We start from the raw sequence: 23354 nt of genomic DNA on the forward strand, positions 1-23354 counted from the left end.
CCGTCGGGTACGTGTGGGCGAGCGCCGTTCGAGCCGGGTTCGAACCGGTGACGATCGGCTGCTGCCAGGGTCGGGCAACCGCCCCGACCATCGGTAGGAGCACCGCATGAGCAGTCAGACCGACGCCGTACGGCGCGTGATCAACGCGTTCAACACCGGCAAGACCGACGACGTCGACGAGTACATCCACGACGAGTACCTCAACCCGGCGACGCTCGAACACGGCATCTCGCAGGGTCCGAAGGCCTTCGCGATGGTCGTCGCCTGGGTACGCCGGACGTTCTCCGAGGAGGCGCACCTCGAAGAGATCAACGTTACCGAGAACGGCGAATGGGTCCGCGCCCACCTTGTGCTGTACGGCCGTCACGTCGGCAACCTCGTCGGGATCCCGCCGACCGGCCGGCGCTTCGCCGGCGAGCAGATCCACCTCTTCCGGATCGTCGACGGCAAGATCCGCGACCACCGCGACTGGCCCGACTTCCAGGGCACCCTGCGCCAGCTCGGTGACCCGTGGCCGGAGAACGGCGGGTGGCGGCCGTGACGACGCTCAAGGCCTCGGACTACAAGACCGAGGTGGCCGCTGCTTTCGACCGGGTCGCCGGGACCTACGACCGGCTCGGGGTCGAGTTCTTCGGACCGATGGGGCGACGGCTGGTCGAGCGTGTCGCGCCCGCACCCGGCCACCGGGTCCTCGACGTCGGCTGCGGCTCCGGCGCCTGCCTGTTCCCGGCTGCGGCCCGGGTCGGTCCGGCCGGCCGCGTCGTCGGCATCGACATCGCGGCGGGCATGGTCGAAACAGCCCGTGCCGAAGCCGCCCGGCGCGGCGTCGGCAACGTCGAGGCACGCGTCATGGACGGCGAACGGGTCGACTTCCCGGCGGCCTCGTTCGACGTCGTGATCGGCAGTTACAGCCTCATCTTCCTGCCCGACGTGCGCAGCGCGTTGCGCCGCTACGCGCAGGTGTTGGTGCCGGGCGGCCGGATTGGCTTCACCAGCCCCCAGTTCCGCACCGGCGCCTTTCCCTTCCTCCCGCCGGTCTTCACCGAGCTGATTCCGAACGATCTGTTGCGCAGCCTGCCCGAGCAATGGCGGCCGGAGGCGCTGCAGCGGCGCTTCAACAGCTGGCTGGAGGGCCCGGCCGACCTGCGCGCGACAATGGAGGCGGCGGGATTCGTCGATGTCGACGTGCATGACGAGGCGGTACCGCTCGTCGCGGCCACCGGAGAGGTTTGGGTCGACTGGTCACACACGCACGGCATGCGGCTGATGTGGGACCACCTGACCGCCGACGACGCCGCCGCGCTGCGGGCCCGGCTCATCAAGGCCCTCGATGAGATGCGCGACGGCGCGGGACCGCTCGTCATCGACACCCCGGTCCGGTTCGTCACCGCGCAGACGCCTCCGGTGCGATAACGGGTCGCTGTGTTCGTCGGTCAGGTGACCGACGAACACAGCGACCCGGTCTTCTCTCGGGAGTCCGGTCAGAAGTCCGCGACGTGGTCGGCGGCCCATTCGGCGAGCGTGCGGGTCGGGCGGCCGATCACCCGTTCGGCATCGGGAGAGACCTGCGGTGGATGTTCGACCCACCGCTCCTCGAAGGCGAGGAGGTAGTCGGCGATCTGCTCCGGGAAGCCGAGGCCGATCAGGTCCGCGCGTGCCTCCGCCGGGCTCACCTCGATGAACGTGAGCGGACGGCCGATGCCGGTCGCGATCGCGGCCACCTGCTCACCCGGCGTCAGCTGCTGCGGACCGGTCACGCGGTACGCGGCGCCCACGTGGTCGTTGCTCGTGAGCGCCGCCGCCGCGACGGCCGCGATGTCGGCCTCGTGCACCGGTACGCCGCGCGCCGCCGGGTAGGCCGCACGCACCACGCCCTTCTCGCGGATCGAGCGACCCCAGGTGTCCAGCTTGTTGAGCGCGAACTCGCCGGGCCGCACGTGGGTCCACTCGAGGCCGGACTTCTCAATCGCGCGCTCCACCGGCAGGTGGTAGACGGTGTCGGTGCCGTCGGTGACCGCGTCCGAGGAGAGCACGACGGCGCGGCGGATCCCGGCGGCGCGGGCGCGCTCGGCCACCGCCCCGGCGGTTTCCGCGACCGGGAAGAGGAACATCCGGTCGACGCCGTCGAAGGCGGGACCGAGGGTGTCCGGTGCCGCGAGGTCGCCCCGGACGATCTCGACGCCCGCGGGTAACCCGGCGACGGCTGGTTCCTGGCGGGTCAGCGCGCGTACCTCGACGCGCAGGGCGAGGAGATGCGCGATGAGGTGCCGGCCCACGTTGCCGGTCGCACCGGTGATCAGAATCCTCATCGTCTACTCCCAGGCCCGAACGGATAGCCCGTGGTGGAACACGTCGAGCGGGTCGTATGTCCGCTTGACCCGCTGCAGCCGTGGATAGTTGTCGCGGTAGTAGAACGCATGCCAGGGCACCCCTGACCGGTTCCACGCGGGATCGGCGATGTCGACGTCCGGGTAGTTGATGTAGGTACCGCTGTAGGCCTCACCCGGCACCGGTACGCCGCCGGTGGAGGCGTACACATCGCGGTAGCACTCGCGGGCCCAGGTGAGGAGCTTGGTCTCCTGCTCGGGCGTGAACCACACCGACTGGATCACCGAGGCGAAGCGCGCGTCGCGGTGCGCCATCGCCGTGGACGCTGCATCGACGGTGTTCACCTTCCCGCCGAAGTACCCGATGAAGGCATTGCTGCCGTAGAACTCGTAGCTGCCCTCGGACAGATAGCGGTACAGGGTGGACAGTTGTTCGCCGGTCCAGCCCGTACGCAGGAACGCGTCCTTGGCCTTGAACGAGTAGTCGCCGGCAGGCGGCATCGACAGGGTGGCCTTCAGCCACGGAGTCACCGACCGTTCCTCGGTGTTGGTGATGCCGAGTCCGTCGGACAGCGCGGCCAGGTATCCGGTGAGCAGCGCGTCGGCATCCGGGCGGGTGCCGTCGACGTTCACCCCGAGCTGGATCTGACCGTTGATCTTATGGTAGAGGAAGATTCCCGCGTCGATTCCGGTGTCGGTCGTCCCGTCGCCGCCGTGCTCCTCGTGCCACCGGCAGAAGTTGTGGACGAGGCGGAGGAAGATCTGCTCGTTGATGTCGCTCCAGTTCCAGTTGACCGCGGCGTGCAGCAGCGTGGCGGGCGGCCGGGGCAGCAGGGCGGCTGCGCTGGCGCCCGTCGCGCCGGGGGAGCGCAGCAGGTAGCGGGTGACGACGCCGAAGTTCCCGCCGCCGCCGCCGGTGTGCGCCCACCAGAGGTCGCGGTTCGGGTCGTTCGGCGCCCGGGTCGCGACGACCGTGCGCACCCGTCCTGACGCATCGACGACGACGACCTCGACGCCGTAGAGATGGTCGGCCGCGAGCCCGTGCCGTAGCGCCAGCGTGCCGTAGCCACCGCCGGCGAGGTGCCCGCCGATTCCGACACTGGGGCAGACGCCGGCCGGCAGAGTGACACCCCACGCGAGGTACAGCGTCCGGTACAGCTGGCCCAGCGTTGCTCCCGACTGCACGGAGATGGCCCGGTGCACCGGGTCGTAGGAGATGCCGCGCATCTCGGAGACGTCGATGACCAGGCGAACCTCGGGGCTGTCGACGAAGTCCTCGAAGCAGTGCCCGCCGCTGCGCACCGCGAGCCGGGCTCCGGTGCGCCGGGCGTCCCGGACCGCCTCGACGACCTGGGCGGGGGTATTCACCAGCCGTACCGAGTCGGGTGTGCCGGTGAAGCGGCGGTTCGCGCCCCGGATCGTGAGCTCCTGGTAGCGCGGGTCGTCGCGCCCGACGCTCACCGCGCCGAACTCGGGTGCGCAGCCGGCGGCCGCGGCGCCGCCGGGCGCGCCGATACCGCCGACGAGTGCGGAGCCGCCCGCGACGATCGATCCGCCGAGCAACCGGCGGCGGGTCAACGGGGTCATCGCTGCTCTCCGGCGACTTCCCGGTACAGGTTCGGTTCGCTGCTGCTCAGGGCTCGCAGGGCGCGGGCGTGCGGGGTGAATCCGGGTTGTGCCAGCGCGTTGTGGAATCGTTCGGCGTCGCGCCACACCGCGATGTTGACGTAGCTCTGCTCGTCGGTCGTGTGTCGCAGCAACGTGTTGCCGAGGTAGCCGTCCTGCGCGGCCATGAACGCGGTGGTCGCGGCGAACGTCCGTTCGAACTCCTCCGCGGACGCGTGCACCGTGAAGCGGTTGATGAATGTGACCGGTGCTACCGGTCCGGTCGGTTCGTTACCTGCCACCTGATCGCCCTTCGCTACGGTGCGGCGTCGGGCCTACCGGGCCCGGCGCCGGTCAGGCTGGCAGGGACGCCTCGCGCGGGGATCGACGATCGCTGGTCGGCCGGCGCGTCACCGGCTCAGGTTGCGCCACCGGCGCACGGCCAGCGGGAGGAAGACCGCGGTGATCACCAGCGGCCAGACGATGGCCAGAAGGGTGGCGTGGTCCGCGGCCCAGGAACCACCGGTGCGCCCGGGATTGCCGAACAGTTCGGCGCTGGCACCGATGGTCGCCGAGAGTGGGTTCCATTCGGACATGACCCGTAGCCACGTCGGCATCTGCTCCGGCGACACGAACGTGTTGGCCAGCAGCGAGACCGGAAACAGCACCACGAACGACGACCCGGCGGCCTCCGGGGAGAGCCGGAGTCCGATGTAGATGCCCACCCAGATCAGCGAGTATCGCAGCAACAGCAGTAGCAGCACCGCCAGAACGGCGCTCTCCCAGCCGTTGTGCCAGCGCCAGCCGATGGCCAGGCCGCACAGGATCAGGCTGACCAGTTCGAGGAAGGAGTGGAACATTCCGGTGAAGCAGTGCCCGAGCACGACCGACGAACGCGAGATCGGCATCGAGCGGAGGCGGTCGGTCACCCCCTTGGAGCTGTCGTTGGCGACCGTCATCAGGGTGGTGACGATGCCGAAGAGCATGGTCTGGCCGAACAGGCCCGGCATGAGGTATTCGCGGTAGTTGTCGACCCCGTCGACGGCCATCGCGCCGCCGAACACGAAGCCGAACAGCACGACCATCTCAACCGGCCAGAACAGGCTGTATGCCATCTGAATCGGCACGCGAACCCAGCTGATCAGGTTGCGATGCCACATGACGAAGCTCTCGGTCAACGTCCAGCGCAGGTGTCCGGTGAGGCGGTCCGGCGACGATACGACCGTCGGGTTCATCCGACCGGCTCCTTGGTCTGATCGATGGGTATGCCCTCCTGCGCCGGGTCTGCGGTCAGCCGCAGGAACACCTCGTCGAGGGTCGGCCTGCGCAGCGCGATGTCAGCGACGTCGATGCCGGCCTCAGCGAGCCGGCGCGTCACCTCGACGAGCGTGCCGACCCGGTCTTTGACCGGAGCATTGATGCGGCGGGTGTCTGGCTCGCTGTGCGCACTCTGCGTCGTGACGCGTTCCACCAGGGCGGTAGCCGCGGCCAGCTCAGCGGCGTCGCGCACGACGATGTCGAGCTGGTCGCCGCCGAGGGTCGACTTGAGCTGCTCCGGGGTGTCGTCGGCGATCACGCGGCCGTGGGCCATCACGGCGATCTGATCGGCGAGCTGGTCGGCCTCGTCGAGGTACTGCGTCGTCAGCAGAACGGTGGTACCGCCGTGGGTCAACATGCGCACGGCGTTCCAGACCTCGTTGCGGCTCCGAGGGTCGAGGCCGGTGGTCGGCTCGTCGAGAAAGAGCAACCGTGGGGCGAGGATGAACGCGATGGCAAGATCGAGCCGGCGGCGCATGCCGCCGGAGTAGTGCCGAACCTGCTTGTCGGCTGCGTCGGTGAGCCTGAACTGTTCCAGCAGCTCGTCGGCGCGGATCCGCGCCGCCCGGGCCGGAAGATGGTACAGGCGGCCCCACATGCGCAGGTTCTCGCGGCCTGTCAGCATCTCGTCGACGGTCGGCTGCTGCCCGGTGAGTCCGATCTGGAAGCGCACCCGGGCGGGCTCGCGTACCACGTCGAACCCGGCGACGGTCGCGCTGCCGCTGTCGGGCAGAAGCAGGGTTGTCAGGATGCGCACCGCGGTGGTCTTGCCCGCGCCGTTCGGGCCGAGAAGGCCACACACGGTGCCCTCCATGACCGTGAGGTCGAAGCCGTCCAACGCCTTCGTCTTGCCTAGCTTCTTGCACAGGTCACGGGCGATGAGCGCAGGTCTGGTCGGCATGCTGCGCCTCCTCTCGGCGCCCTGAATCTAGCACACGAAACTCCAGTAATGGAACACTGATGTTCCATTGAGATTCGATCTCTTGGCAGAATGGGCTTCGCTGGTACTCTTTCGTAAGGCATCGACGTACTCTTTTCACTCACAGGGGCATGTTTCCGGCGGGGGCTGGCGGGTGCTCACCGACTCGCTGAGGTGTTGATGAAGATCGATTCACGATCGGAGCCCGACTCGACGTCACCGGCGATGGGGTCGCCTGTTGGTCACGTCCGCCCGACGACATTGATGATCGTGGATGGCCACGACCTCATCCGGCACGGGGTGCGCCAGATCCTCGAGACCGAGCAGGATCTGTCGGTCGTCGCCGAGGCCGGTGACAGCGTCACCGCAGTGACCGTCTCGACGGCGGTCCGGCCCGATGTCGTCGTGCTGGACATCGAGATCCCGGGTGGCGACCCCGTCGGCACGGTGCGCCGGATCAGGGAGGGGTCACCCGACACGGCCGTCATCATCCTGAGCATGCTCGATGGCCCGGAGCTGGTGCGCGATCTGCTCGAGGTCGGCGTGCGGGGCTATCTGCACAAGAGCGTGGCGCGGCACGACCTGGTGAGCGCGGTCCGAGCCGTCTCGCGCGATCGGGCCCGGGTCGTGCTCGGAGTCTCGCGCAGCAGCCTCGACCATGTCTACGGCCGGCGCGACGAAGTGCTGTCGCCGCGCGAACTCGAAGTGCTCGCTGCTACCGCCGAGGGCCTCAGCAACGCACAGATCGCGACCCGTCTGTCTCTCGCGGAGACAACCGTGAAGCGGCACCTGCGCAACATCTTCGCCAAGCTCAGCGCGGTCTCGCGAATCGATGCCGTCAACAAGGCGGTGGCCGCCTCGATCATTCAACCTCCGGGCGCCCGCAATTCCTCCCGGCCGGGCCTCGTCGCAGGGGCGGTGCGGCCCTTTCGTAGTCGCACCAAGAATTGACAGGGGCCTTAAGGCCGGTCAATCTCTCGGCTGTCCAGCATTCCCAAGATGGCTGCAAAATATGTTTACATGCATGCAACAAATTGGGCGCCCAACTCGTCGCCAACGCCACCTCTGAAATGCCCATATCGACGCTCTACTACTTTCGATACCACTCTCTGCTTCCTTTGTGCACTGCGGTCCCGAGTCTTTGGCCTGCGGTGTAAAGGTCGTTTACGCTCGACCTCGTCTACACCGAACGTCGAGTTTGGGGGACTCAATGGACTTTCGAGTGCTCGGGCCTCTGGAAATGTACGCCAACGGACGGGAGGTCGTTCCTACCGCACCCAAGCCGCGCCAGGTCATTTCGCTTCTCCTGCTGCGTCGAAACGCCCTCGTGCAGACCGGCGAGCTCATCGACGAGCTGTGGGAGCAGGACCCTCCGGCAAGCGCGATGACGACCCTGCAGACCTACGTGTACAAGCTGCGCCGGGCCCTGGTCGGGTGCGGGTCGGAGCCGATCCTGTCCACCAAACCGGGTGGCTACCTGCTCAACGTCCCGGACGAGGCGGTCGACCTGTACCGGTTCGAGACCGACGCCGCCGAGGGACGCGCGCTACTGGAGGCCGATGACGCCGAGCGGGCCGCGACGACGCTGCGCCGTGCCCTCGCCCTGTGGCGCGGGGCCGCGTTGGTCGACGTGGTGCCCGGCGCGTTGCTCACCTCGTACGTGACCCGCCTCGAAGAACTCCGGGCCCGCATCCTCGATTTGCGCATTCAGGCCGATCTCACCCTCGGCCGGCACAACGAGCTGGTCAGTGAACTGAAAGCCCTCGTCCTCACCCGCCCGCTCGACGAGCAGCTGCACGCTTCGCTCATGCTGGCACTGCACCGCTCCGGCCGCCGTCAGGAGGCCCTCGAAGTCTTCCGGACCCTGCGCGGCAGAATGATCGAGGACCTTGGGCTCGAACCGGGCCACGCCCTCGGCGCGCTGCACCATTCGCTGCTGTCCGACGCCCCGATGGTGCCGAGCCAGCCCGGGCCGCCGGCACGTGAGCGGATCGTCGCCGGCGGGCAGACGCCCGCCGAGCCGGCTCCGGGTCGCCGGACGGTGTCCGAACAGCCCCGGCCCGTGCCCACCGCCCCGGCGAGTCAGCTGCCGCGGCCCGCCCAGCTGCCGACCGACATCGCGGACTTCACCGGACGGGCCGGCGTACTCGCCGAACTCGGCGCACACCTCGCGATGGACGCGGACGTCGGGTCGCGGACCGCGACCCGCATCGGGTTCATCACCGGCATGCCCGGTGTCGGCAAGACCGCCCTCGCGACGCACCTGGCGCACCGGCTGCGGCGCTCGTACCCCGGGGGTCAGCTGTACGCCGACCTCAACGGCTCCTCAGGCCGGGCCCTGGACCCGGCCGAGGTGTTGCACGGCTTTCTGCGGACGCTGGGTCTGGCGGAGGAGCACATCCCCGACGACCTCACCGAGCGGTGCAAGACGTACCGGTCGGCGACGGCGGGACGACGACTCCTGGTGCTTCTCGACGACGCCGCCTCCGTCGACCAGGTGCGGCTACTGCTGCCGAGCGACCCGCGGTGCGCGGTCGTCGTCACCGGACGTCGCCGCCTGTACGGGCTGGGCGGCCTCTGGAACATCGATCTCGACGTGTTCGACCACGCCGAGAGTCTGGAGCTGCTCGCCCGCATCATCGGCCGGGACCGTGTCGACCGCGAACAGCGGGCCGCCCGCACCCTCGTCGACATGGTGGGCCGGCTGCCGCTCGCGTTGCGGTGCATCGGCGCGCGGCTCGCCGCGGTACCGGCCCGCTCGCTCAGCGGCATGGCCGAGCATCTGCAGAGATCGCGCGAGGTACTCGACGAGCTGTGCCTCGGCGAGCTGGATGTGCGATCGGCATACGACGCGAGCTACGACCTGCTCAACCGGGTGGAGCAGAGCACCTTCCGGCTGCTGAGCATGCTGCCGCACGGGGAGTTCACCGCTGAGGCCGTAGCCGACCTGCTCGGCTGGGAGGTCCCGCCGGCGGAGCGGCTCCTGGAGCGGTTCGCCGACAACCACCTGCTGAAGGTGAGTGTCGTACCCGGCGCCCGAGACCAGCTGCACTACTCGTTCCCGAGGGTGGCGCACCTGTACGCCCGGGAACGGCTCGACTCGGTGCTGTCGACGATGCGTAAGTTGCCGCCGAACCCGATCGAGCGGGTGTCGAGCAGCCGATGAGGCGTGCCCGCCAGGGTCGCCTTGGTTCGCACGTACGCCCGCGCTGAGAGGTGCCCGTTGTCTGGATCCGGTTCTGTGCTTCGGATGGGCGTGCTCGGGTGCGCCGACATCGCCATCCGGCGGTTGATGCCCACGATCGCAGGGCTCGACGGTGTCGAGGTCGTCGCGGTGGCCAGCCGGAGCCGGTCCAAGGCCGAACAGGTCGCCGGCCGGTTCGGCTGCGCGGCGGTGACCGGCTACCGCGATCTGCTCAAGCGCGACGACGTCGAGGCGGTGTACATCCCGCTGCCGCCGCGGCTGCACTACGAGTGGGTGGCGGAGGCGCTGCAGGCCGGCAAACACGTGCTCGCCGAGAAGCCGTTGTGCACCACGCACGTGGAGACGGTCGAACTGATGGCCGTCGCCCGCGAACGCGGACGTGTCCTCGCCGAGAACTTCATGTTCCTGCACCACTCGCAGCACGACGCAGTCCGGGCCATGGTCGCCGCCAACGCCATCGGCCGGCTGCAGGTGTTCTCCAGCTCGTTCGGTGTGCCGCCACTCGATCCGGCCGGGTTCCGCTACCAGCCGGCCCTCGGCGGCGGCGCACTGCTCGACGTGGGGGTGTACCCGCTGCGGGCGGCGCAGCTGTTCCTGCCGGAACTCGAGGTGCTCGCCGCCACGCTGCGGTACGACGAGACCACCGGCGTCGACGTGGCCGGATCCGCCCTGCTGGCCGCGCCGGACGGCGTGGCGGTACAGCTGGCGTTCGGCTTCGACCACTCCTACCGGTGCGAGTACGCGCTGTGGGGCAGCACCGGCCGGATCGCCGTCGACCGGGCGTTCACGCCGCCGGACCAGCTGAAACCGCCGGTCCGGGTGGAACGCCAGGATCAGGCCACCGAGTTGGCGATGCCGGCCGACCCGCAGGTACGCAACGCGGTGCGGGCGTTCGTCCAGGCGGTTCGCTCCGGTGTCGACGGGCCGATCGAGGAGCGGGCCACCCTGCGGCAGGCCCAACTGGTCGAGGCGGTCCGCGACGTGGCACGCGTGACCGGTTCCCCGGCGAGAATGCTGCGTGCGGCCGGATGACGGTGCCGCACGCCCTCACTGTCGGATACCGACGAACAGGCCGCGCCCGGTCGGCGGGCCGGGGAGGAACTCGATCGAGCATCCGGCATCGCGGAAAGCTGATTCGTACTCCTCACGCGTGAACAGCGTCAGGCGGTCGATCTCCACGAACTCGCGGATACCCGACTCGTCGGCGACCAGGAACCGGACCTCCATCCGGGTGGCCCGGCCGTCGAGTGTCGAGTGGGAGATCCGGGCGATCGTGAGGTCCTCACCACGGGCCAGGTCACCCGCCACGTAGCCCTCGATGAACTGTTCAGGGAACCACCAGGGCTCGACGACCAGGACCCCTCCGGGCGCCAGGTGCCGCGCCATGCAACCGATGGCGGTGCGCATCTCCTCGACCGTGTCCACGTACGCGATCGAGCAGAACATGCACGTGATCGCGTCGAAGGTGGTGTGCAGGTCGAAGTCGCGCATGTCGCCGGCCCGGATGTGGACGCCGGGCAGCCGCAGCCTGGCCCGCTCCCGCATCGGTTCGGCCAGTTCGAGGCCCTCGACGTGCGCGAATCGGCGGGACAGCGCTTCGAGATGTGCCCCGGTTCCGCAGGCGACGTCGAGCAGCGTGCGCGCCGCCGGGCGGTGCCGGCGCACGACCTCGTCGACGAGGACGGCTTCGGCGCCCCAGTCCTTGCCCCGGCTCTGATAGATCCGCTCGTACACGTCGGCCAGATCGGCGCTGTACATCGGCGCTCCTGCGAAAAGGGGAGGGTGTCGGCCAAGAACCCTGGCAGAGCCCGCTCGCGGCGTGCTGAACGGCTCACCAAGGTGTATCGAGCCGCGTTGCAGCGGTTCCCGAGCGCGTGCTGCGAACGTCGTGCCGACCTAGCCTGGCGCAGCGAACGGATGAGGGGCCGGCGCATCGATGAGCGACAACGTATGGGACTACCTCGGCGAGTACGAGACCGAGCGGGACGACATCCTCGACGCGGTCGACACCGTGTTCCGGTCCGGTCAACTGGTGCTGGGCCAGAGCGTAAAGGCGTTCGAGGCGGAGTATGCGGCCTGGCACGGGATGGCCCACTGCGTCGGCGTCGACAACGGCACGAACGCGATCAAGCTCGCGCTGCAGGCGGCCGGGGTCCGCCCGGGCGACGAGGTGATCACGGTGTCGAACACTGCAGCGCCGACGATCGTCGCGATCGACTCGGTCGGCGCGGTGCCGGTCTTCGTCGACGTCGACAGTGACACGTACCTGATGGACAACTCAGCGGTGAGCAGCGTGGTCGGCCCGCGGACCACCTGCATCCTGCCGGTTCACCTGTACGGACAGTGCGTGGACCTGACCGAACTGCGCGCGCTCGCCGACGCCCACGATCTGATCCTGCTGGAGGACTGCGCGCAGGCGCACGGCGCGCGCCACCGCGGCCGGCTGGCCGGAACGACCGGTGACGCCAGCGCGTTCTCGTTCTACCCCACCAAGGTGCTCGGCACATACGGCGACGGGGGAGCGGTCGTCACCGGCGACGACGAGACGGCCCGGCGGCTGCGCAGGCTGCGGTACTACGGCATGGAGGAGCGCTACTACGTCGTCGAGACGCCCGGTCACAACAGCCGCCTCGACGAGGTCCACGCGGAGATCCTGCGCCGCAAGCTGCGCCGGCTGGACAGCTACATCGCGGGCCGGCGGGCGGTGGCCGACCGGTATGCCGCCGCGCTGGCCGGGACGGACCTCGCGCTGCCGGTGGTCGCACCCCACAACGAGCACGTCTACTACGTCTACGTGGTGCGCCATCCCCGGCGGGACGAGATCATCGCCGCTCTGCGCGAGTACGACATCAACCTCAACATCAGCTATCCCTGGCCGGTGCACACGATGACCGGCTTCGCGCATCTGGGCTATGCCGAGGGCGCCCTGCCGATCACGGAGAAGCTGGCGGGGGAGATCTTCTCGCTGCCGATGTATCCCGCGCTGGAGCCGGCGAAGCAGGACCGGATCATCGATGCGCTCCAAAAGGTTCTGGCCAAGCTGTGACCGGGCCGGTGCGCGAGCCTGCTCGCGCGCCAGTAGAGCGCGGATCCAGCCATCGTCGACGGTTACCCGTGACGGGTGCGCGACCGTCGAGACTTCGCACTTGGTAACGACGACGGAGGACTGCCGCATGCCTGTCCTGCCCCCTGCCACGACGTTACGGGTCGATCGTGAGCCGATCCACCTGCGCCTAGCCCGCTCGGCTCTCGTCCGTGACGGCGCCGGCGTTGCGGACGTCCGGGGCTGGTTTGACGAATTCGCCCGGCGCGCGTACACCGACGTACGCCGGATTCCGTTGTCAGCGCTGAAGAGCTGGCACACCGACCCGGCGACCGGCGACATCCGCCACGACCTGAGCAAGTTCTTCGTGGTGCAGGGCATCGACGTGGCGGTTCCCGGCGGGCCGGTCGCCCACTGGCGCCAGCCGATCATCCACCAGCCGGAGATCGGAATTCTCGGCATCATCGCCAAGGAGTTCGACGGGGTACTGCATTTCCTGATGCAGGCGAAGGTGGAACCGGGCAACGGCAACGGCCTGCAGTTGTCGCCGACCGTACAGGCGACCCGAAGCAACTACACGCGGGTACACAACGGCCGTGCCGTGCCGTACCTGGACTACTTCCGCCACCCCGGTATGCACCGGGTGATCGGCGATGTACGCCAGTCCGAGCAGGGGTCCTGGTTCTACCGCAAGCGCAACCGGAACATGGTCGTCGAGGTGACCGGGGACGTCGAGGTGCTGGACGGGTTCCGCTGGCTCACGCTCGGCCAGATCCATGCCTTGCTCAGCGCAGACGATCTGGTGAACATGGACGCACGCACCGTGTTGTCATGCCTGCCGTTCGCTGGCGCCGGTGTGCACAGGGTGCTGCCCGGCGGCGGCGCGATCCGCGAGTCGCTGATCCGTGCCTGCGACGAGACCGCCGGCAGCTTGCACACCACGGGCGAGGTCCTCAGTTGGATCACCGAGATGCGCTGCGGGCTCGACGTCGAGACCCGGCGGATCCCGCTGAACGAGGTGACCGGCTGGCATCGGACCGAGGACGCGATCGTCCACGAGAGCGGCCGGTTCTTCTCGGTCATCGGAGTCGGCGTCTCGGCGGGCGGGCGTGAGGTCGCCCACTGGACGCAGCCGATGATCGAGCCGGTCGGCACCGGGCTGATCGGACTCCTGGTGCAGGACATCGGCGGCGTGCTGCACGTCCTCGTGCAGGCCAGAGTCGAGCCCGGGTATCTCGACGTCGTCGAACTCGGTCCCACCGTGCAGTGCATCCCCGGCAACCACGAGATGCTGCCACCCGGCGACCGGCCGCGGTTCCTCCCAGACTTTCTCAACGCGCCTGCCGACCAGATCCACTTCGACACCGTGCTGTCCGAGGAGGGCGGTCGATTCTTCCACGCGCTCAACCGGTACATGATCGTCGAGACCAGTCGCGGCGCCGAACTGGAGCATCGGGCGTTCCGCTGGATCGCCGTGCACCAGCTTGTGGCGCTGCTGCGACACAGCCACTACCTGAGCGTCCAGGCGCGCAGCATGCTCGCCTGCCTGCACAGCCTGATCACCTGAGCACCCGCCGGCCGCCCGGCGGTCAGGCGGGGCGGTCGTCGGTGTCGTTGAGCGGCAACCGCAGCCGTATCCGCAGTGCCGCCACCCGGTCCGCTCGACACGTGCAGCTTCGATGATCGCCGTCAGGGAGCCGGAGAGCTGTCACGGACGAGGAAGCAGAGAGTCAGACGCCGATCAGGTCTACGAGATCCGCGGGCGTCGGCCGCTGCTCCATCTCTCCGCGCAGCCGCACGGCCGACCGCCTGTACGACCCGTCGGCGAGCAGTTCGTCGATGGCACGGCGGATCGCGGCGGCGTCGACGAGGTGACCCGGCAGCTGAACGGCGGCGCCGGCGGCGGCCACCCGGGTCGCCGACGCGGCCTGTTCGGAGGCGAACGTCAGCAGCACCTGTGGCACGCCCGCCCAGAGCGAGGTCAGGGTGCTGCCGCCGCCTCCGTGGTGGACAACCGCTGAGCACGTCGGCAGCAACAGCCGTAACGGAAGCCGCTCGAGTACCCGCACCGTCGGCGGCACCGGGCCGAGCTCGGCCACGTCCTGCGCGGTCGCGGTGAGCACCACCTCGGCGTCCAGGCCTTCGAGCGCACGCACTGCCTCGGGCAGCACGAACGAGCGGGGACCCGACATCGAGCGCAACGCCGTCGACCAGGACAAACAGACCCGCGGACGGTCGATGGGTTCGAGCAGCCACGTCGGAGCCGGGGCGGTGCCGTTGTAGGGGACGTAGCGCACCGGCAGCCGCTCGGCCGCCAGCGGCGGTTCGACCGATGACGGGCACGGGTCGACGACCGTCTTGATCATGCCGGCGTCGAACGGGCCGAGACCGTAGCGGGCGAAGGAGCCGCTGATGTCATCCGGCACGATCCGCATGTGCTCTGGTTCGGCCGGACCGACCGGACCCCACAGCACCATGGCCGTCTTGACGCCGGTGACGAGGCCGGCGAGCAGGCCCTCCAAGCTCGCCGGGTCGTGCAGCACGAAGTCCGGCCGGAACGCCGTCGTGTACTCGACCGCGGCGTCGAAGCTGGCCGCGGCCCGGGCGGCGACCTCCGGGAGCTGACGCTCGCGAAACCCGGTCAGGTCGAAGTCGTCCAAGCCGTCCAGCTGCGCGCCGGTGATCGGATGCAACGGCGGCCACGGGTACGGCCATACCCCGTCGACCGCCTCCATGAAGTACTGCAGGCGGAGCCGGATCTCGTCCGACGGACTGTCCAGAATCGGCACCGGAATCAGCCCCGCTGCGCACAGCGGCGCTACCTGCGACGGGGTGCACAAAACGCGCACCTCGTGCCCGCCGGCCTGCAGTGCCCAGCCGATCGGCACCATCACAGCGTAGTGGGTGGGCCAGGACGACACCGTGAACAGGACCTTCACCGCAGCTCCCTCGATACGGATGCGCACGGCCTGCGCGTCGCCATCCTGGCCACATCCGGTCGAAAGGTGCTCGAGCGGGCGTCGATGCGTCGCCGACCGGAGCCGGGCAGAGTCGCCATGACACGACGTTCAGCACGACAGAAAGAGGTCCGTCGATGCCTGGACCACCCCACCGCAGCAACCATCCGCCTCCCCAGGTCGTACTCATCGGTGGCTCGCTGTGCGCATCGTCGCGCACCGGCCGGCTTGCCGTGTGGTGTGCTGGTAGATGCGCCGAGGACGGAGCCGTCGTCACGTGCCTGCGCGGCGCCGACCTCGAGTTGCCGTTCTACCGGCCACACCGCGGGGACGGGCCGCAGCGGGTACCACGGATCGTGGCGGCCCTCGCCCGTGCCGACGGGGTCGTGCTCCTCTCACCCACGTATCACGGCACCGTCTCCGGCCTGCTGAAGAACGCTCTCGACTACGCCAACGACCTCGCCGACGCCCGTGAGCCGTTCCTCAGCGACCGGCCGATCGGCTGCGTTGCCATCTCCTCCGGGGAACAGGGCGCGCACTCCACCCTGGCCACCCTGCGGACCATCGCGCACGCGCTGCGCGGCTGGCCGACCCCGCTCGGCCTCGCCCTGTCCGGTGAGCGCGCCGAACTGGACACGACCGGAGCGCCCGCCGACCCCCGTACTCGGGCCACTCTGGAGATTCTGCTGGATCAGGTACTCGTCGCCGCCCGCCGTCGGGTGCGGCCGACCGTGGCGGGAGCGCGGCGATGACGACATCGGTGCCGAAGGCCGGCATGTACGGCGAGGAACAGGCCGAGGTGTACGAGCTGGTGCACCGTGCCCGAGGCAAGGATTACGACGAGGAAGCCGCGTTCGTCGCCGAGCAGGCGCGGGCGTTGCTGCCCGGCGCTGCGACCCTGCTCGACGTCGCCTGCGGCACCGGTGCGCACCTGCGCGCGTTCGCTCGGCTCTTCGACCGGGTGGAGGGCCTGGAACTGTCCCCTGCGATGGTCGAGGCGGCCCGCACGAACACCCCGGGGGCGGTCGTGCACCACGGCGACATGCGCTCCTTCCATCTCGGCGAGCGGTACGACGTGATCACCTGCATGTTCGGCTCCGTGGGCTACCTCACCGACGTCGAGGAGCTGAACGCGGCCCTGCGGCGCTTCGCGGCGCACCTCTCGCCCGGCGGTGTGGTCGCGATCGACCCTTGGTGGTTCCCGGACACCTACCTCGACGGATACGTGTCGGCATCCCTTGTCGAGGCCGACGGGACAACCGTCGTACGCCTCTCGCACTCCAAGCGCGACGGCGACGCTTCCCGAATGGAGGTCCACTACATCGTCGCTCGCCCCGCCGGCGGCGTCCACCACTTCGTCGAGCAGCATCGCATCACGCTCTTCCCCCGCGACACGTATGAGAAGGCATTCCGGGGCGCGGGATTGAGCGTGCGCTACCTCGAGGGCAGCCAGTCGGGCCGTGGCCTCTTCGTCGGCTGTGCCGGACACCAGGAGGACTGAAGCCCTTTCCGAGCGCCGGGTGCCAGCATCGGCGGCAACCCGGCAGACCCCAGAGCATGAGGAGTTGGCATGTCGCCGCTGGAGAACAAGAATCGCTGCCTGCAGATGGTCGCCGCCTGGAACCGGGCAGACGTGTCGGGGGTGACTGAGCACTGGGCGCCCGACGTCACGCATTACAACCTGGACGGCGAGCCGCACGACACCGAGCTCGTCCTGACGGCGATGCGTGGCTCGCTGGTGTCCTTCTCAGACCTGCGACTCGAAGTGAAGAGCATCCTCGCGGAAGACGACCGGGTGATGCTCCGGTTGACCGCGACCGCCACGCACAGCGGTGAGTTCGCCGGGATACCGGCGACCGGGCGGAAGGTCACCTGGCACTACCTCGAGGAGCTGCGCTTCAACGAGGAGGGCAAGGTCGTCGAGCACTGGGACATATTCGACTTCGCCCCGCTGTTCCGGGAACTCGGCCACCCGGCACCGGCGCTCTGAGCGTCACGCCGGGCAGCGCCGGCAGTGCGAAACGGCCTCGTCCGGTCGCCGCGGGCGAGGCCGTTTCGCGTACCGGCTCACCTGGTGAGCTGCACCAACCGGGGAACGAGGTCGGCGACCGGCGGCATGGTGGCGGCCTCGGAGGCCGCGTCCCGAGCCGCCTCGCGCATCGAGTCGTCCTCGAGGAGCCGCCGGCACTCTGCGGGACCCAACTGCGCCGAAGTGGTCGAGAAGCCGATGCCTCGCTTGACCAGCACGTCGCGCCCGATGTTCTGGAAGGAACCCTGCGGGATCACACACTGCGGCACCCCGGCGACGAGCGCGGTCATGATCGTGCCGCTGCCGCCGTGGTGGATGATCCCGGCGCAGGACTCCAGGAGCACACCCAGCGGGAGCCACTCGATGACGCGGACGTTCTGCGGCAACTTGCCGAGCAGCGCCTCGTCACCGCCGCCCAGAGTGAGCACGAACTCGGCCTCGACAGAACCGGCGGCCTCGATGAACGGGGCCAGCTGGGCGATCCCACCCCAGCGGGCGTCGATCGTGCCGAGCGTGACCGCGATGCGCGGCCGCGCCGGCGCTTCCACGAGCCACTCCGGCAGGATCGCACCGCCGTTGTAAGGCTGGTACCGCACCGGCCAGGCACCCGGCGTGTGCGGACCGGGCAACAATGACTCGATGCTCGGCGCCATCGGCATGAGCCGGACCCGGGTACCGGGCGAGCCGCCGACAGCGTGCCGCTCGTAGTCGGTGGCCATCGCCGCACGGATCAGCGATGGCAGCTGCTCCTCACCGTCGGCCGGCCCGAGCGGCAGTTCGGCGCAGGGTATCCCGAGCGCAGCGGCGACGAGTGGCCCGGCACCCTGCGTCGGGGTGTACACGACCAGGTCCGGCCGCCACTGCTTCGCGAACGCGAGCGCGCCGTTCACCACGGCCCCCGAGACCCGGGCGAACATGGCTGCGAGATCAGCGACGCCCGCCTCGTCGGAGTGCATCGGGTCGACGCCGTCGGTCTCGTCGGGGATGAACAACTTCGCGTAGTCGGCGCCGGGCGAGGCGTCGACGCCACACAAACCGGCCTCGGCGACGGCATGGATCTCGCCGCCACCCGCGTACCGGACGTGGTGGCCCGCGGCCTGAAGGGCGTGGGCGAGCGGCACGGTGGGCAGGATGTGGCTGAGCCCGGGGGACGGAATGAACAGGACGCGCATGGCTCTCCTAAGGGGACGGCTCGCGCCGGGCTCTGATCGCCCGGGCGCTGACGTAGTCGTTGTCCTGGTCAAAGCAGAGGACTTGGCCGCTGAGGTAGTCGATCGCGTCGACGTAGGTGTACGGCTGCATGTATCGGCCGGCGCGCACGTCGCGGTAGTGGCGGGCGAGCGGGTGCCGGGCCGAGAAGGAGGCGCCACCGACGACCGTCATGCAGCGATCAACAATGTCTGACGCGAGCTGGTTGACCATGAGCTTCGCGCACTGGAACGGGGTCATCATCCGGCGGCCGCGCTCATCGGCAACGACCGAGAAGTCGAATGCGAGCTCGTCGGCATTGCGTAGCGCGGCGGCGGCCGACGAGCGCAGTGCGAACAATCGCGCCTCGATCTCGGCGAGCAGCGTCCGGACCGCCGCTCCTGGGTCGACCCGGCGCCGGACGGTCCAGTCGACGGCCACGTTGCGCGCCGCCGACGCGATCCCGGCGTAGATGCCGAGCATGGTGACCGAGCTGACCGTCTGCCCAGCGAGCACCGCGTCCTGGCGGGCACCGACGGCGGCCCTGGGGAGGACGTCCTCCGCTGCGATCGGGCAGTTGTCGAAGACGATGTCGACAGTGCCCGAGCCGCGCATGCCGAGGCCGTCCCAGTTGTCGAGGACCGTGAGGCCGGGCGTCTGGCGGGTCAGTACCGGCGCGGCGAGGCGGAGCGGTTCCTCGTCGACGTGCACCTCGGCGTATACCGCGAAGTGTGTGGCGGCGGGCGCGAGGCTTACCAGGGTCTTGCGACCGTTGAGCAACCAACCTCCGCCAGGCGCCGGAGTCAGCCTGGTCGTGGCACGCGGCGCGTCCTTGACCGCGCCGCAGATGATCGCCTCGCGCTCGCCGACCGAACGCATGAGCCGCTCGGCGAGGGACTGCGCCTCCGGCGCGCCGTAACGCCACTCGTATGTGAGGGTGAGCCCACGGCTGAGCTGCATGTGCAGCGCGAGCGCGACGGACGCGTCGAACTCGGCGAGGGTACGTAGCGCGAGCGCCACGTCGTGCATGTGGCTCACCCCGAGACCGCCCAGTTCGGCGGGAACGGTGGCGGCCAACACCCCCGAGGTGCGAAAGCGATCGAACACCTCGAACGGAAATGTGCCGTCCCGGTCGTGCGCTCCGCTTACCTCCCGCACGTACGGAATGTGCACGGCCAGCAGGTCAAGGAACGCCTGCCCCTCCTTGCTGACCGGTGCCAGCAACTCCCCGGCCGCCGGTGCTCGTACAGGCGTGGTGGTCATCCATGCTCCAGTCTGTGACCGTGTGCGTCAGATGCATCCGACTCTGCTCCGGACGATTTGAGCCTCACTGGAGCGGCATCATCGCCGTCAAGGAGGATTCGAGGGACCAACGCGACGGACGTCGGCCGGCCCGCCGTAGCCCTGGATAGCGCCCCCGAAACCCATCCAGAGCGGAACAGGGAGTCTGTTGCCTGGTATCTCGCCGGGTTGGCCGCCGCCGTACGTGGGCCCGGTCAAGACGATTCAGTCGTCGAGCGTCTTCAACAGTCCAAGCGCGCGCGACTCGATCAGCCGGTAGCCGGCTTCGATCGCCATGCGCAGCGCGGCCTCGGCGTGCTCGCGAGCGACGTCGGGCTGCTCGGTGGCCAGGCACACCGCCGCCAGCCCCACCAGGGCACTCGCCTCGCACCACACGAACCGGGTCTGCCGGGCCAGGTCGAGCGCCAGGCGGTGTTCCTCGGCTGCCTCTGCCGGCCGTTCAGCGGCCAGCAGCACGCGGCCGTAAGCCTCGCGTGCCCACGCCTCGGTGCCGGCGTCGCCGATCTCCTGGGTCAACGCCACTGCTTGTCGCGCGTCGGCGCAGGCGCGTGGTGCGCGGCCCGTCATCGACCACAACAACGCACGTCCGCTGAGTGCCGTCGCCTCGCCGTACTGATAGCCCAGATCACGGTTGGCGACCAGCGCCCGGTCGTACAACTCCTCGGCGGCTTCCCGGTCTCCACGGTCGCGGCGGATGCCCGCGAGGTCGACCAGAAGCACCGCTTCGTTGTACCGCGAGCCGCTCCGTTCCGCGCAGGCTAGTGCGTCCCGGATGTGCTGGTCCGCCTGTGACAGCGCGCCGAGCTGCCAGTGTGCGAAGCCGAGGTTGGCGAGGGACATGGCCTCGCCGCCGTCGTTGCGGTATTGCCGGTTGAGCTCCAGGGATTGTTGGGCGCACTCGATTGCGGCTCGGGGGTTGCCGAGGCGCTGGTGCACCGCGCTGAGATTGTTCAGCAGGGCCGTGCGTCCCTCCGGCCACCGGTCATGGGCGTTGATGCGGAGGCCGTCGAGGAGGTGTTGGCGGGCTTCCTCGTACCGGCCGGCGGTGACGTGGGCGAGGGCGATGCTCAGGTGCATGCTGGCCTGGGCTGTCAGGTCGTTCGCGGCCTGGGCGGCGGCCAACCCTCCGGTGGCCGCGGACAGCCACTCGGCGCGGCGTCCACGCTGGTGGAACCAGGCGCGTAGGGCGTCGGTGAGCTGCCAGACAAAGCGTGCATGCCCGTGGTCGGCGGCGTGGTTGATCGCCGCGATGACATTGGCTGCTTCTGCGTCCAGCCACGCCGACGCCTCGTCGGCATCCGGAAACGATTGTTGCGGGACCGGCCCGGGGAGCCTGAGGAAGTGGGGGATGAGTTGACGTCCGGCGGCGTCGGCCCTGCTGCGATAGTGCTCAAGCAGACGCTGCCGGGCGTCGTGACGGGTGGTGTCGTCGTCCTCCGTGACGAGCCGGTCCACGGCGTACTGGCGGAGCAGGTCGTGAAACCGGTATCTGTCGCCTCCCTGATGCTCGATCAGGTGTGCGGACGCGAGGGCGCGAAGTGTTCTCGTCGCGATGGGGGGCGCGACCCCCTCGAGCGCGGCGGCGACGTGGGGGGTGAAGCTGCCACCGGGGACCAGCCCGATGTGACGGAACATTCGTTGCTGAGCGGTGGGCAGGGCCCGATACGACATCGCGAAGGCCTTCGTGACCGCGCCCTCGTCGGCACCGTCGACGGTCAGGCTGGTGAGAGGACCGCCCTCGTCGAGTTCCTCGGCCAGTCCGGCGATGCGGGGATGGCCGCTCGTCTGCAGGTTCGCTGCCGCTATCCGCAGTGCCAGTGGCAGGTGCCCGCAGAGGTGGGCGAGGCGGGCCGCGGCGCCAGCCTCGACCCGGACGGCCTCGTCGCCGAGCATCGCCGCCAGCAGCCGTACGGAGTCCGTCGGGCTGAGCACGCCCAGCAGCAGAGATCGGGCGCCGGCCCGGACGACCAGCTCACCGAGCCGACGACGGCTGGTGATCAGCACGGTGCCGCTGGGCGGGATCAGCGGTATCACCTGGTCAGCGTCACGAGCATTGTCCAGCACCAGCAGAATCCTGCGGCCGGTCATCGTCGAGCGGAACAGCGAGACCCGGCCGTCCTGATCGTCCGGAACGACGCGGGGGTCGACACCAAGCCCACCGAGTAGCTGTCCGAGCGCGGCGGACGGTGTGACGGGTGGGCGCTCGACGTCGAAGCCGCGCAGGTCGATGAACATCTGACCGTCGGGGAAGGCGTCACGTACCCGATGCGCCCAGCGCACCGCCAGCGCCGTCTTTCCGACTCCGGGGATTCCGCTGAGAACCCAGACCGTCGTGGCGCTGGATCCGCCCGACAGCTGGTCGAGACGGGTCATCTCGTCAGTTCTACCGATGAAACCTGGCACGTCCTGTGGCAGCTCTTCCGGACGGTGCGGGACGCTCGGCAGTGCGTCGTCGCGTTCCGCCGGCAGCACCGGATCGCCCCTGAGGATGAGCCGGTGCAGGCGGCTGAGCTCGCGTGACGGTTCCAGGCCGAGATCGTCGTGTAGCCGGGTGCGGAGATCGCGGTAGACCTCCGATGCTCGATCGGCCTGGCCCTCGAGATACAGGGCTGTCATGAGCTGACCGACGAGGCGGTGCCGATAGGGCTGTCCGGCCACCTGGTCGGACAGCTCGCGCACCACTCTCCTCGTGCGACCCAGCCGCAGCAGCGCGTCCGCCCGGTCCTCCGCAGCCGTCCAACGGGCCTCGACGAGACCCGAACAGAGCAGTTGGCGTCCGGAATCGTCGACGACGTCGAGCAGTGGCTCACCTCGCCACAGGTCCAGCGCCTGGTCCAGCAACTCCACGGTGGTGCGATCGTCGGAAGAGCCTGCGGCCTGCTGGACGAGGGCGGAGAAGCGGTGTGCGTCGACGGTCGCCGGATCGGCGTGCAGCCGGTAGGCGCCGCGCTCGCTCAGCAGCTGCGCGGATGCACCGATCTGCCGGAAGGTGGCCCGTAGGCGCGAGACCATGGCCTGCACCGTCGCTCGTGCGCTGGGTGGAGGCGCCTGAGCCCAGATCAGGTCGATGAGCCGGTCCGCAGGTACCGGTCGATTGGCCTCCAGGACGAGCGCCGCCAGGAGCAACCGGGGCTGTCGTCCTCCGATGGCGACGCGGACACCCTCGGACCAGATCTCCACCGGCCCGAGGACCCGAAACTCCATGTGCCTTCCCTGCCGTCGCTGCGTGTGCGGGCCGGCGCGACTCCTCTGCAAGCATTTTGCAAGATCGCTGCATGCGCCGGCCCTGATTATGGTCGAGCCCGCTGACAGTGAGCGGGCGGTACGAGCGTGCGCTTCGCGGCGCGGCCAGCACGGGGTGGCCGCGAGCGACGAAGGGTGCGCAGAGTCCGGTGCGCTCATCCGGGGGGGCGATGAGCGACGCAATCGCCGGGGTGCGATGCCTGCTGGCCGAGCACAACG

At 69.4% G+C, this 23354-nt stretch carries 20 protein-coding genes; 10 read left to right on the forward strand and 10 right to left on the reverse strand.

What is annotated here, in order from left to right:
- Positions 1 to 106 precede the first annotated feature (106 nt).
- Both BFV98_RS00240 and BFV98_RS00245 read left to right on the forward strand, forming a co-directional pair.
- Positions 107 to 541 carry an ester cyclase gene (locus BFV98_RS00240; RefSeq protein ID WP_013287146.1) on the forward strand — a complete coding sequence of 145 codons (435 nt, stop codon included), beginning with the start codon at positions 107 to 109 and terminating at the stop codon, positions 539 to 541.
- Positions 538 to 1413, forward strand: a complete 876-nt coding sequence (locus BFV98_RS00245; protein WP_071098692.1) for a class I SAM-dependent methyltransferase — start codon at positions 538 to 540, stop codon at positions 1411 to 1413. Before BFV98_RS00240 ends, BFV98_RS00245 begins: the two co-directional genes overlap by 4 nt.
- 68 nt (positions 1414 to 1481) lie before the next feature.
- Here BFV98_RS00245 and BFV98_RS00250 read toward each other — a convergent pair whose 3' ends face one another.
- The 5 genes from BFV98_RS00250 to BFV98_RS00270 form a co-directional block, all read right to left on the reverse strand.
- Positions 1482 to 2309: an NAD(P)H-binding protein gene (locus tag BFV98_RS00250; protein WP_030268078.1), complete on the reverse strand. Its 828-nt coding sequence runs from the start codon at positions 2307 to 2309 to the stop codon at positions 1482 to 1484.
- A gap of 3 nt (positions 2310 to 2312) precedes the next feature.
- On the reverse strand, positions 2313 to 3914 hold the full coding sequence (locus BFV98_RS00255) for an FAD-binding oxidoreductase (RefSeq protein WP_013287143.1): 1602 nt from the start codon (positions 3912 to 3914) through the stop codon (positions 2313 to 2315).
- A complete protein-coding gene (locus BFV98_RS00260; RefSeq protein WP_013287142.1) occupies positions 3911 to 4234 on the reverse strand; it encodes an antibiotic biosynthesis monooxygenase in 324 nt (107 codons plus the stop codon). Before BFV98_RS00260 ends, BFV98_RS00255 begins: the two co-directional genes overlap by 4 nt.
- A 108-nt stretch (positions 4235 to 4342) precedes the next feature.
- The gene (locus tag BFV98_RS00265) at positions 4343 to 5110 is read right to left on the reverse strand and encodes an ABC transporter permease (RefSeq protein ID WP_255367941.1); all 768 of its coding nucleotides are present in this window, start codon (positions 5108 to 5110) and stop codon (positions 4343 to 4345) included.
- A 53-nt stretch (positions 5111 to 5163) separates the two neighbouring features.
- Complete coding sequence (locus BFV98_RS00270) at positions 5164 to 6150, reverse strand: daunorubicin resistance protein DrrA family ABC transporter ATP-binding protein (protein ID WP_013287140.1); 987 nt, start codon at positions 6148 to 6150, stop codon at positions 5164 to 5166.
- Between the two features lie 198 nt (positions 6151 to 6348).
- Here BFV98_RS00270 and BFV98_RS00275 point away from each other — a divergent pair, with 198 nt between their 5' ends.
- The 3 genes from BFV98_RS00275 (at position 6349) to BFV98_RS00285 (ending at position 10405) form a co-directional block, all read left to right on the forward strand.
- On the forward strand, positions 6349 to 7119 hold the full coding sequence (locus tag BFV98_RS00275; protein ID WP_071098694.1) for a response regulator transcription factor: 771 nt from the start codon (positions 6349 to 6351) through the stop codon (positions 7117 to 7119).
- Positions 7120 to 7408: 289 nt separating this feature from the next.
- Positions 7409 to 9334 (forward strand): AfsR/SARP family transcriptional regulator, encoded by a 1926-nt coding sequence (locus BFV98_RS00280; RefSeq protein WP_236619458.1) that lies wholly within the window; start codon positions 7409 to 7411, stop codon positions 9332 to 9334.
- Positions 9335 to 9418: 84 nt separating this feature from the next.
- Complete coding sequence (locus tag BFV98_RS00285) at positions 9419 to 10405, forward strand: Gfo/Idh/MocA family protein (RefSeq protein ID WP_030268087.1); 987 nt, start codon at positions 9419 to 9421, stop codon at positions 10403 to 10405.
- 15 nt (positions 10406 to 10420) lie between these two features.
- Here BFV98_RS00285 and BFV98_RS00290 read toward each other — a convergent pair whose 3' ends face one another.
- Entirely contained in the window at positions 10421 to 11131 is a 711-nt protein-coding gene (locus BFV98_RS00290; RefSeq protein WP_071094305.1) for a trans-aconitate 2-methyltransferase, read from the reverse strand.
- A gap of 178 nt (positions 11132 to 11309) precedes the next feature.
- Here BFV98_RS00290 and BFV98_RS00295 point away from each other — a divergent pair, with 178 nt between their 5' ends.
- Positions 11310 to 12419 (forward strand): DegT/DnrJ/EryC1/StrS aminotransferase family protein, encoded by a 1110-nt coding sequence (locus BFV98_RS00295; RefSeq protein ID WP_013476228.1) that lies wholly within the window; start codon positions 11310 to 11312, stop codon positions 12417 to 12419.
- Positions 12420 to 12546: 127 nt separating this feature from the next.
- Positions 12547 to 13983, forward strand: a complete 1437-nt coding sequence (locus tag BFV98_RS00300) for an NDP-hexose 2,3-dehydratase family protein (protein WP_030268091.1) — start codon at positions 12547 to 12549, stop codon at positions 13981 to 13983.
- Positions 13984 to 14146: 163 nt separating this feature from the next.
- Here the strand turns inward: BFV98_RS00300 and BFV98_RS00305 are convergent, their stop codons facing one another.
- On the reverse strand, positions 14147 to 15382 hold the full coding sequence (locus tag BFV98_RS00305; RefSeq protein WP_255367942.1) for a nucleotide disphospho-sugar-binding domain-containing protein: 1236 nt from the start codon (positions 15380 to 15382) through the stop codon (positions 14147 to 14149).
- A gap of 128 nt (positions 15383 to 15510) precedes the next feature.
- Here BFV98_RS00305 and BFV98_RS00310 point away from each other — a divergent pair, with 128 nt between their 5' ends.
- From BFV98_RS00310 to BFV98_RS00320, 3 genes are all read left to right on the forward strand, one after another.
- On the forward strand, positions 15511 to 16125 hold the full coding sequence (locus tag BFV98_RS00310) for an NADPH-dependent FMN reductase (RefSeq protein ID WP_071094309.1): 615 nt from the start codon (positions 15511 to 15513) through the stop codon (positions 16123 to 16125).
- Positions 16122 to 16874 (forward strand): class I SAM-dependent methyltransferase, encoded by a 753-nt coding sequence (locus BFV98_RS00315; protein WP_071094311.1) that lies wholly within the window; start codon positions 16122 to 16124, stop codon positions 16872 to 16874. Before BFV98_RS00310 ends, BFV98_RS00315 begins: the two co-directional genes overlap by 4 nt.
- A gap of 69 nt (positions 16875 to 16943) precedes the next feature.
- Positions 16944 to 17363, forward strand: a complete 420-nt coding sequence (locus BFV98_RS00320; protein ID WP_071094313.1) for an ester cyclase — start codon at positions 16944 to 16946, stop codon at positions 17361 to 17363.
- Between the two features lie 77 nt (positions 17364 to 17440).
- Here BFV98_RS00320 and BFV98_RS00325 read toward each other — a convergent pair whose 3' ends face one another.
- From BFV98_RS00325 to BFV98_RS00335, 3 genes are all read right to left on the reverse strand, one after another.
- Positions 17441 to 18574, reverse strand: coding sequence for a nucleotide disphospho-sugar-binding domain-containing protein (locus tag BFV98_RS00325; protein ID WP_071094315.1), 1134 nt, complete (start codon positions 18572 to 18574; stop codon positions 17441 to 17443).
- Positions 18575 to 18581: 7 nt separating this feature from the next.
- Entirely contained in the window at positions 18582 to 19853 is a 1272-nt protein-coding gene (locus tag BFV98_RS00330; protein ID WP_030268103.1) for an acyl-CoA dehydrogenase family protein, read from the reverse strand.
- A 243-nt stretch (positions 19854 to 20096) separates the two neighbouring features.
- Complete coding sequence (locus BFV98_RS00335) at positions 20097 to 23096, reverse strand: BTAD domain-containing putative transcriptional regulator (RefSeq protein WP_071094317.1); 3000 nt, start codon at positions 23094 to 23096, stop codon at positions 20097 to 20099.
- Positions 23097 to 23354: the final 258 nt, after the last annotated feature.

The sequence above is a fragment of the Micromonospora sp. WMMB235 genome (assembly GCF_001855515.1).
Lineage (GTDB): Bacteria > Actinomycetota > Actinomycetes > Mycobacteriales > Micromonosporaceae > Micromonospora > Micromonospora aurantiaca.

What these genes read in the sequence shown, in the direction of transcription:
- BFV98_RS00240 (WP_013287146.1), top strand. Translation starts at nt 107, where the DNA reads ATGAGCAGTCAGACCGACGCCGTACGGCGCGTGATCAACGCGTTCAAC.
- BFV98_RS00250 (WP_030268078.1), bottom strand. Translation starts at nt 2,309, where the DNA reads ATGAGGATTCTGATCACCGGTGCGACCGGCAACGTGGGCCGGCACCTC.
- BFV98_RS00255 (WP_013287143.1), bottom strand. Translation starts at nt 3,914, where the DNA reads ATGACCCCGTTGACCCGCCGCCGGTTGCTCGGCGGATCGATCGTCGCG.
- BFV98_RS00270 (WP_013287140.1), bottom strand. Translation starts at nt 6,150, where the DNA reads ATGCCGACCAGACCTGCGCTCATCGCCCGTGACCTGTGCAAGAAGCTA.
- BFV98_RS00275 (WP_071098694.1), top strand. Translation starts at nt 6,349, where the DNA reads ATGAAGATCGATTCACGATCGGAGCCCGACTCGACGTCACCGGCGATG.
- BFV98_RS00280 (WP_236619458.1), top strand. Translation starts at nt 7,409, where the DNA reads ATGTACGCCAACGGACGGGAGGTCGTTCCTACCGCACCCAAGCCGCGC.
- BFV98_RS00285 (WP_030268087.1), top strand. Translation starts at nt 9,419, where the DNA reads ATGGGCGTGCTCGGGTGCGCCGACATCGCCATCCGGCGGTTGATGCCC.
- BFV98_RS00290 (WP_071094305.1), bottom strand. Translation starts at nt 11,131, where the DNA reads ATGTACAGCGCCGATCTGGCCGACGTGTACGAGCGGATCTATCAGAGC.
- BFV98_RS00295 (WP_013476228.1), top strand. Translation starts at nt 11,310, where the DNA reads ATGAGCGACAACGTATGGGACTACCTCGGCGAGTACGAGACCGAGCGG.
- BFV98_RS00300 (WP_030268091.1), top strand. Translation starts at nt 12,547, where the DNA reads ATGCCTGTCCTGCCCCCTGCCACGACGTTACGGGTCGATCGTGAGCCG.
- BFV98_RS00310 (WP_071094309.1), top strand. Translation starts at nt 15,511, where the DNA reads ATGCCTGGACCACCCCACCGCAGCAACCATCCGCCTCCCCAGGTCGTA.
- BFV98_RS00315 (WP_071094311.1), top strand. Translation starts at nt 16,122, where the DNA reads ATGACGACATCGGTGCCGAAGGCCGGCATGTACGGCGAGGAACAGGCC.
- BFV98_RS00320 (WP_071094313.1), top strand. Translation starts at nt 16,944, where the DNA reads ATGTCGCCGCTGGAGAACAAGAATCGCTGCCTGCAGATGGTCGCCGCC.
- BFV98_RS00325 (WP_071094315.1), bottom strand. Translation starts at nt 18,574, where the DNA reads ATGCGCGTCCTGTTCATTCCGTCCCCCGGGCTCAGCCACATCCTGCCC.
- BFV98_RS00330 (WP_030268103.1), bottom strand. Translation starts at nt 19,853, where the DNA reads ATGACCACCACGCCTGTACGAGCACCGGCGGCCGGGGAGTTGCTGGCA.
- BFV98_RS00335 (WP_071094317.1), bottom strand. Translation starts at nt 23,096, where the DNA reads ATGGAGTTTCGGGTCCTCGGGCCGGTGGAGATCTGGTCCGAGGGTGTC.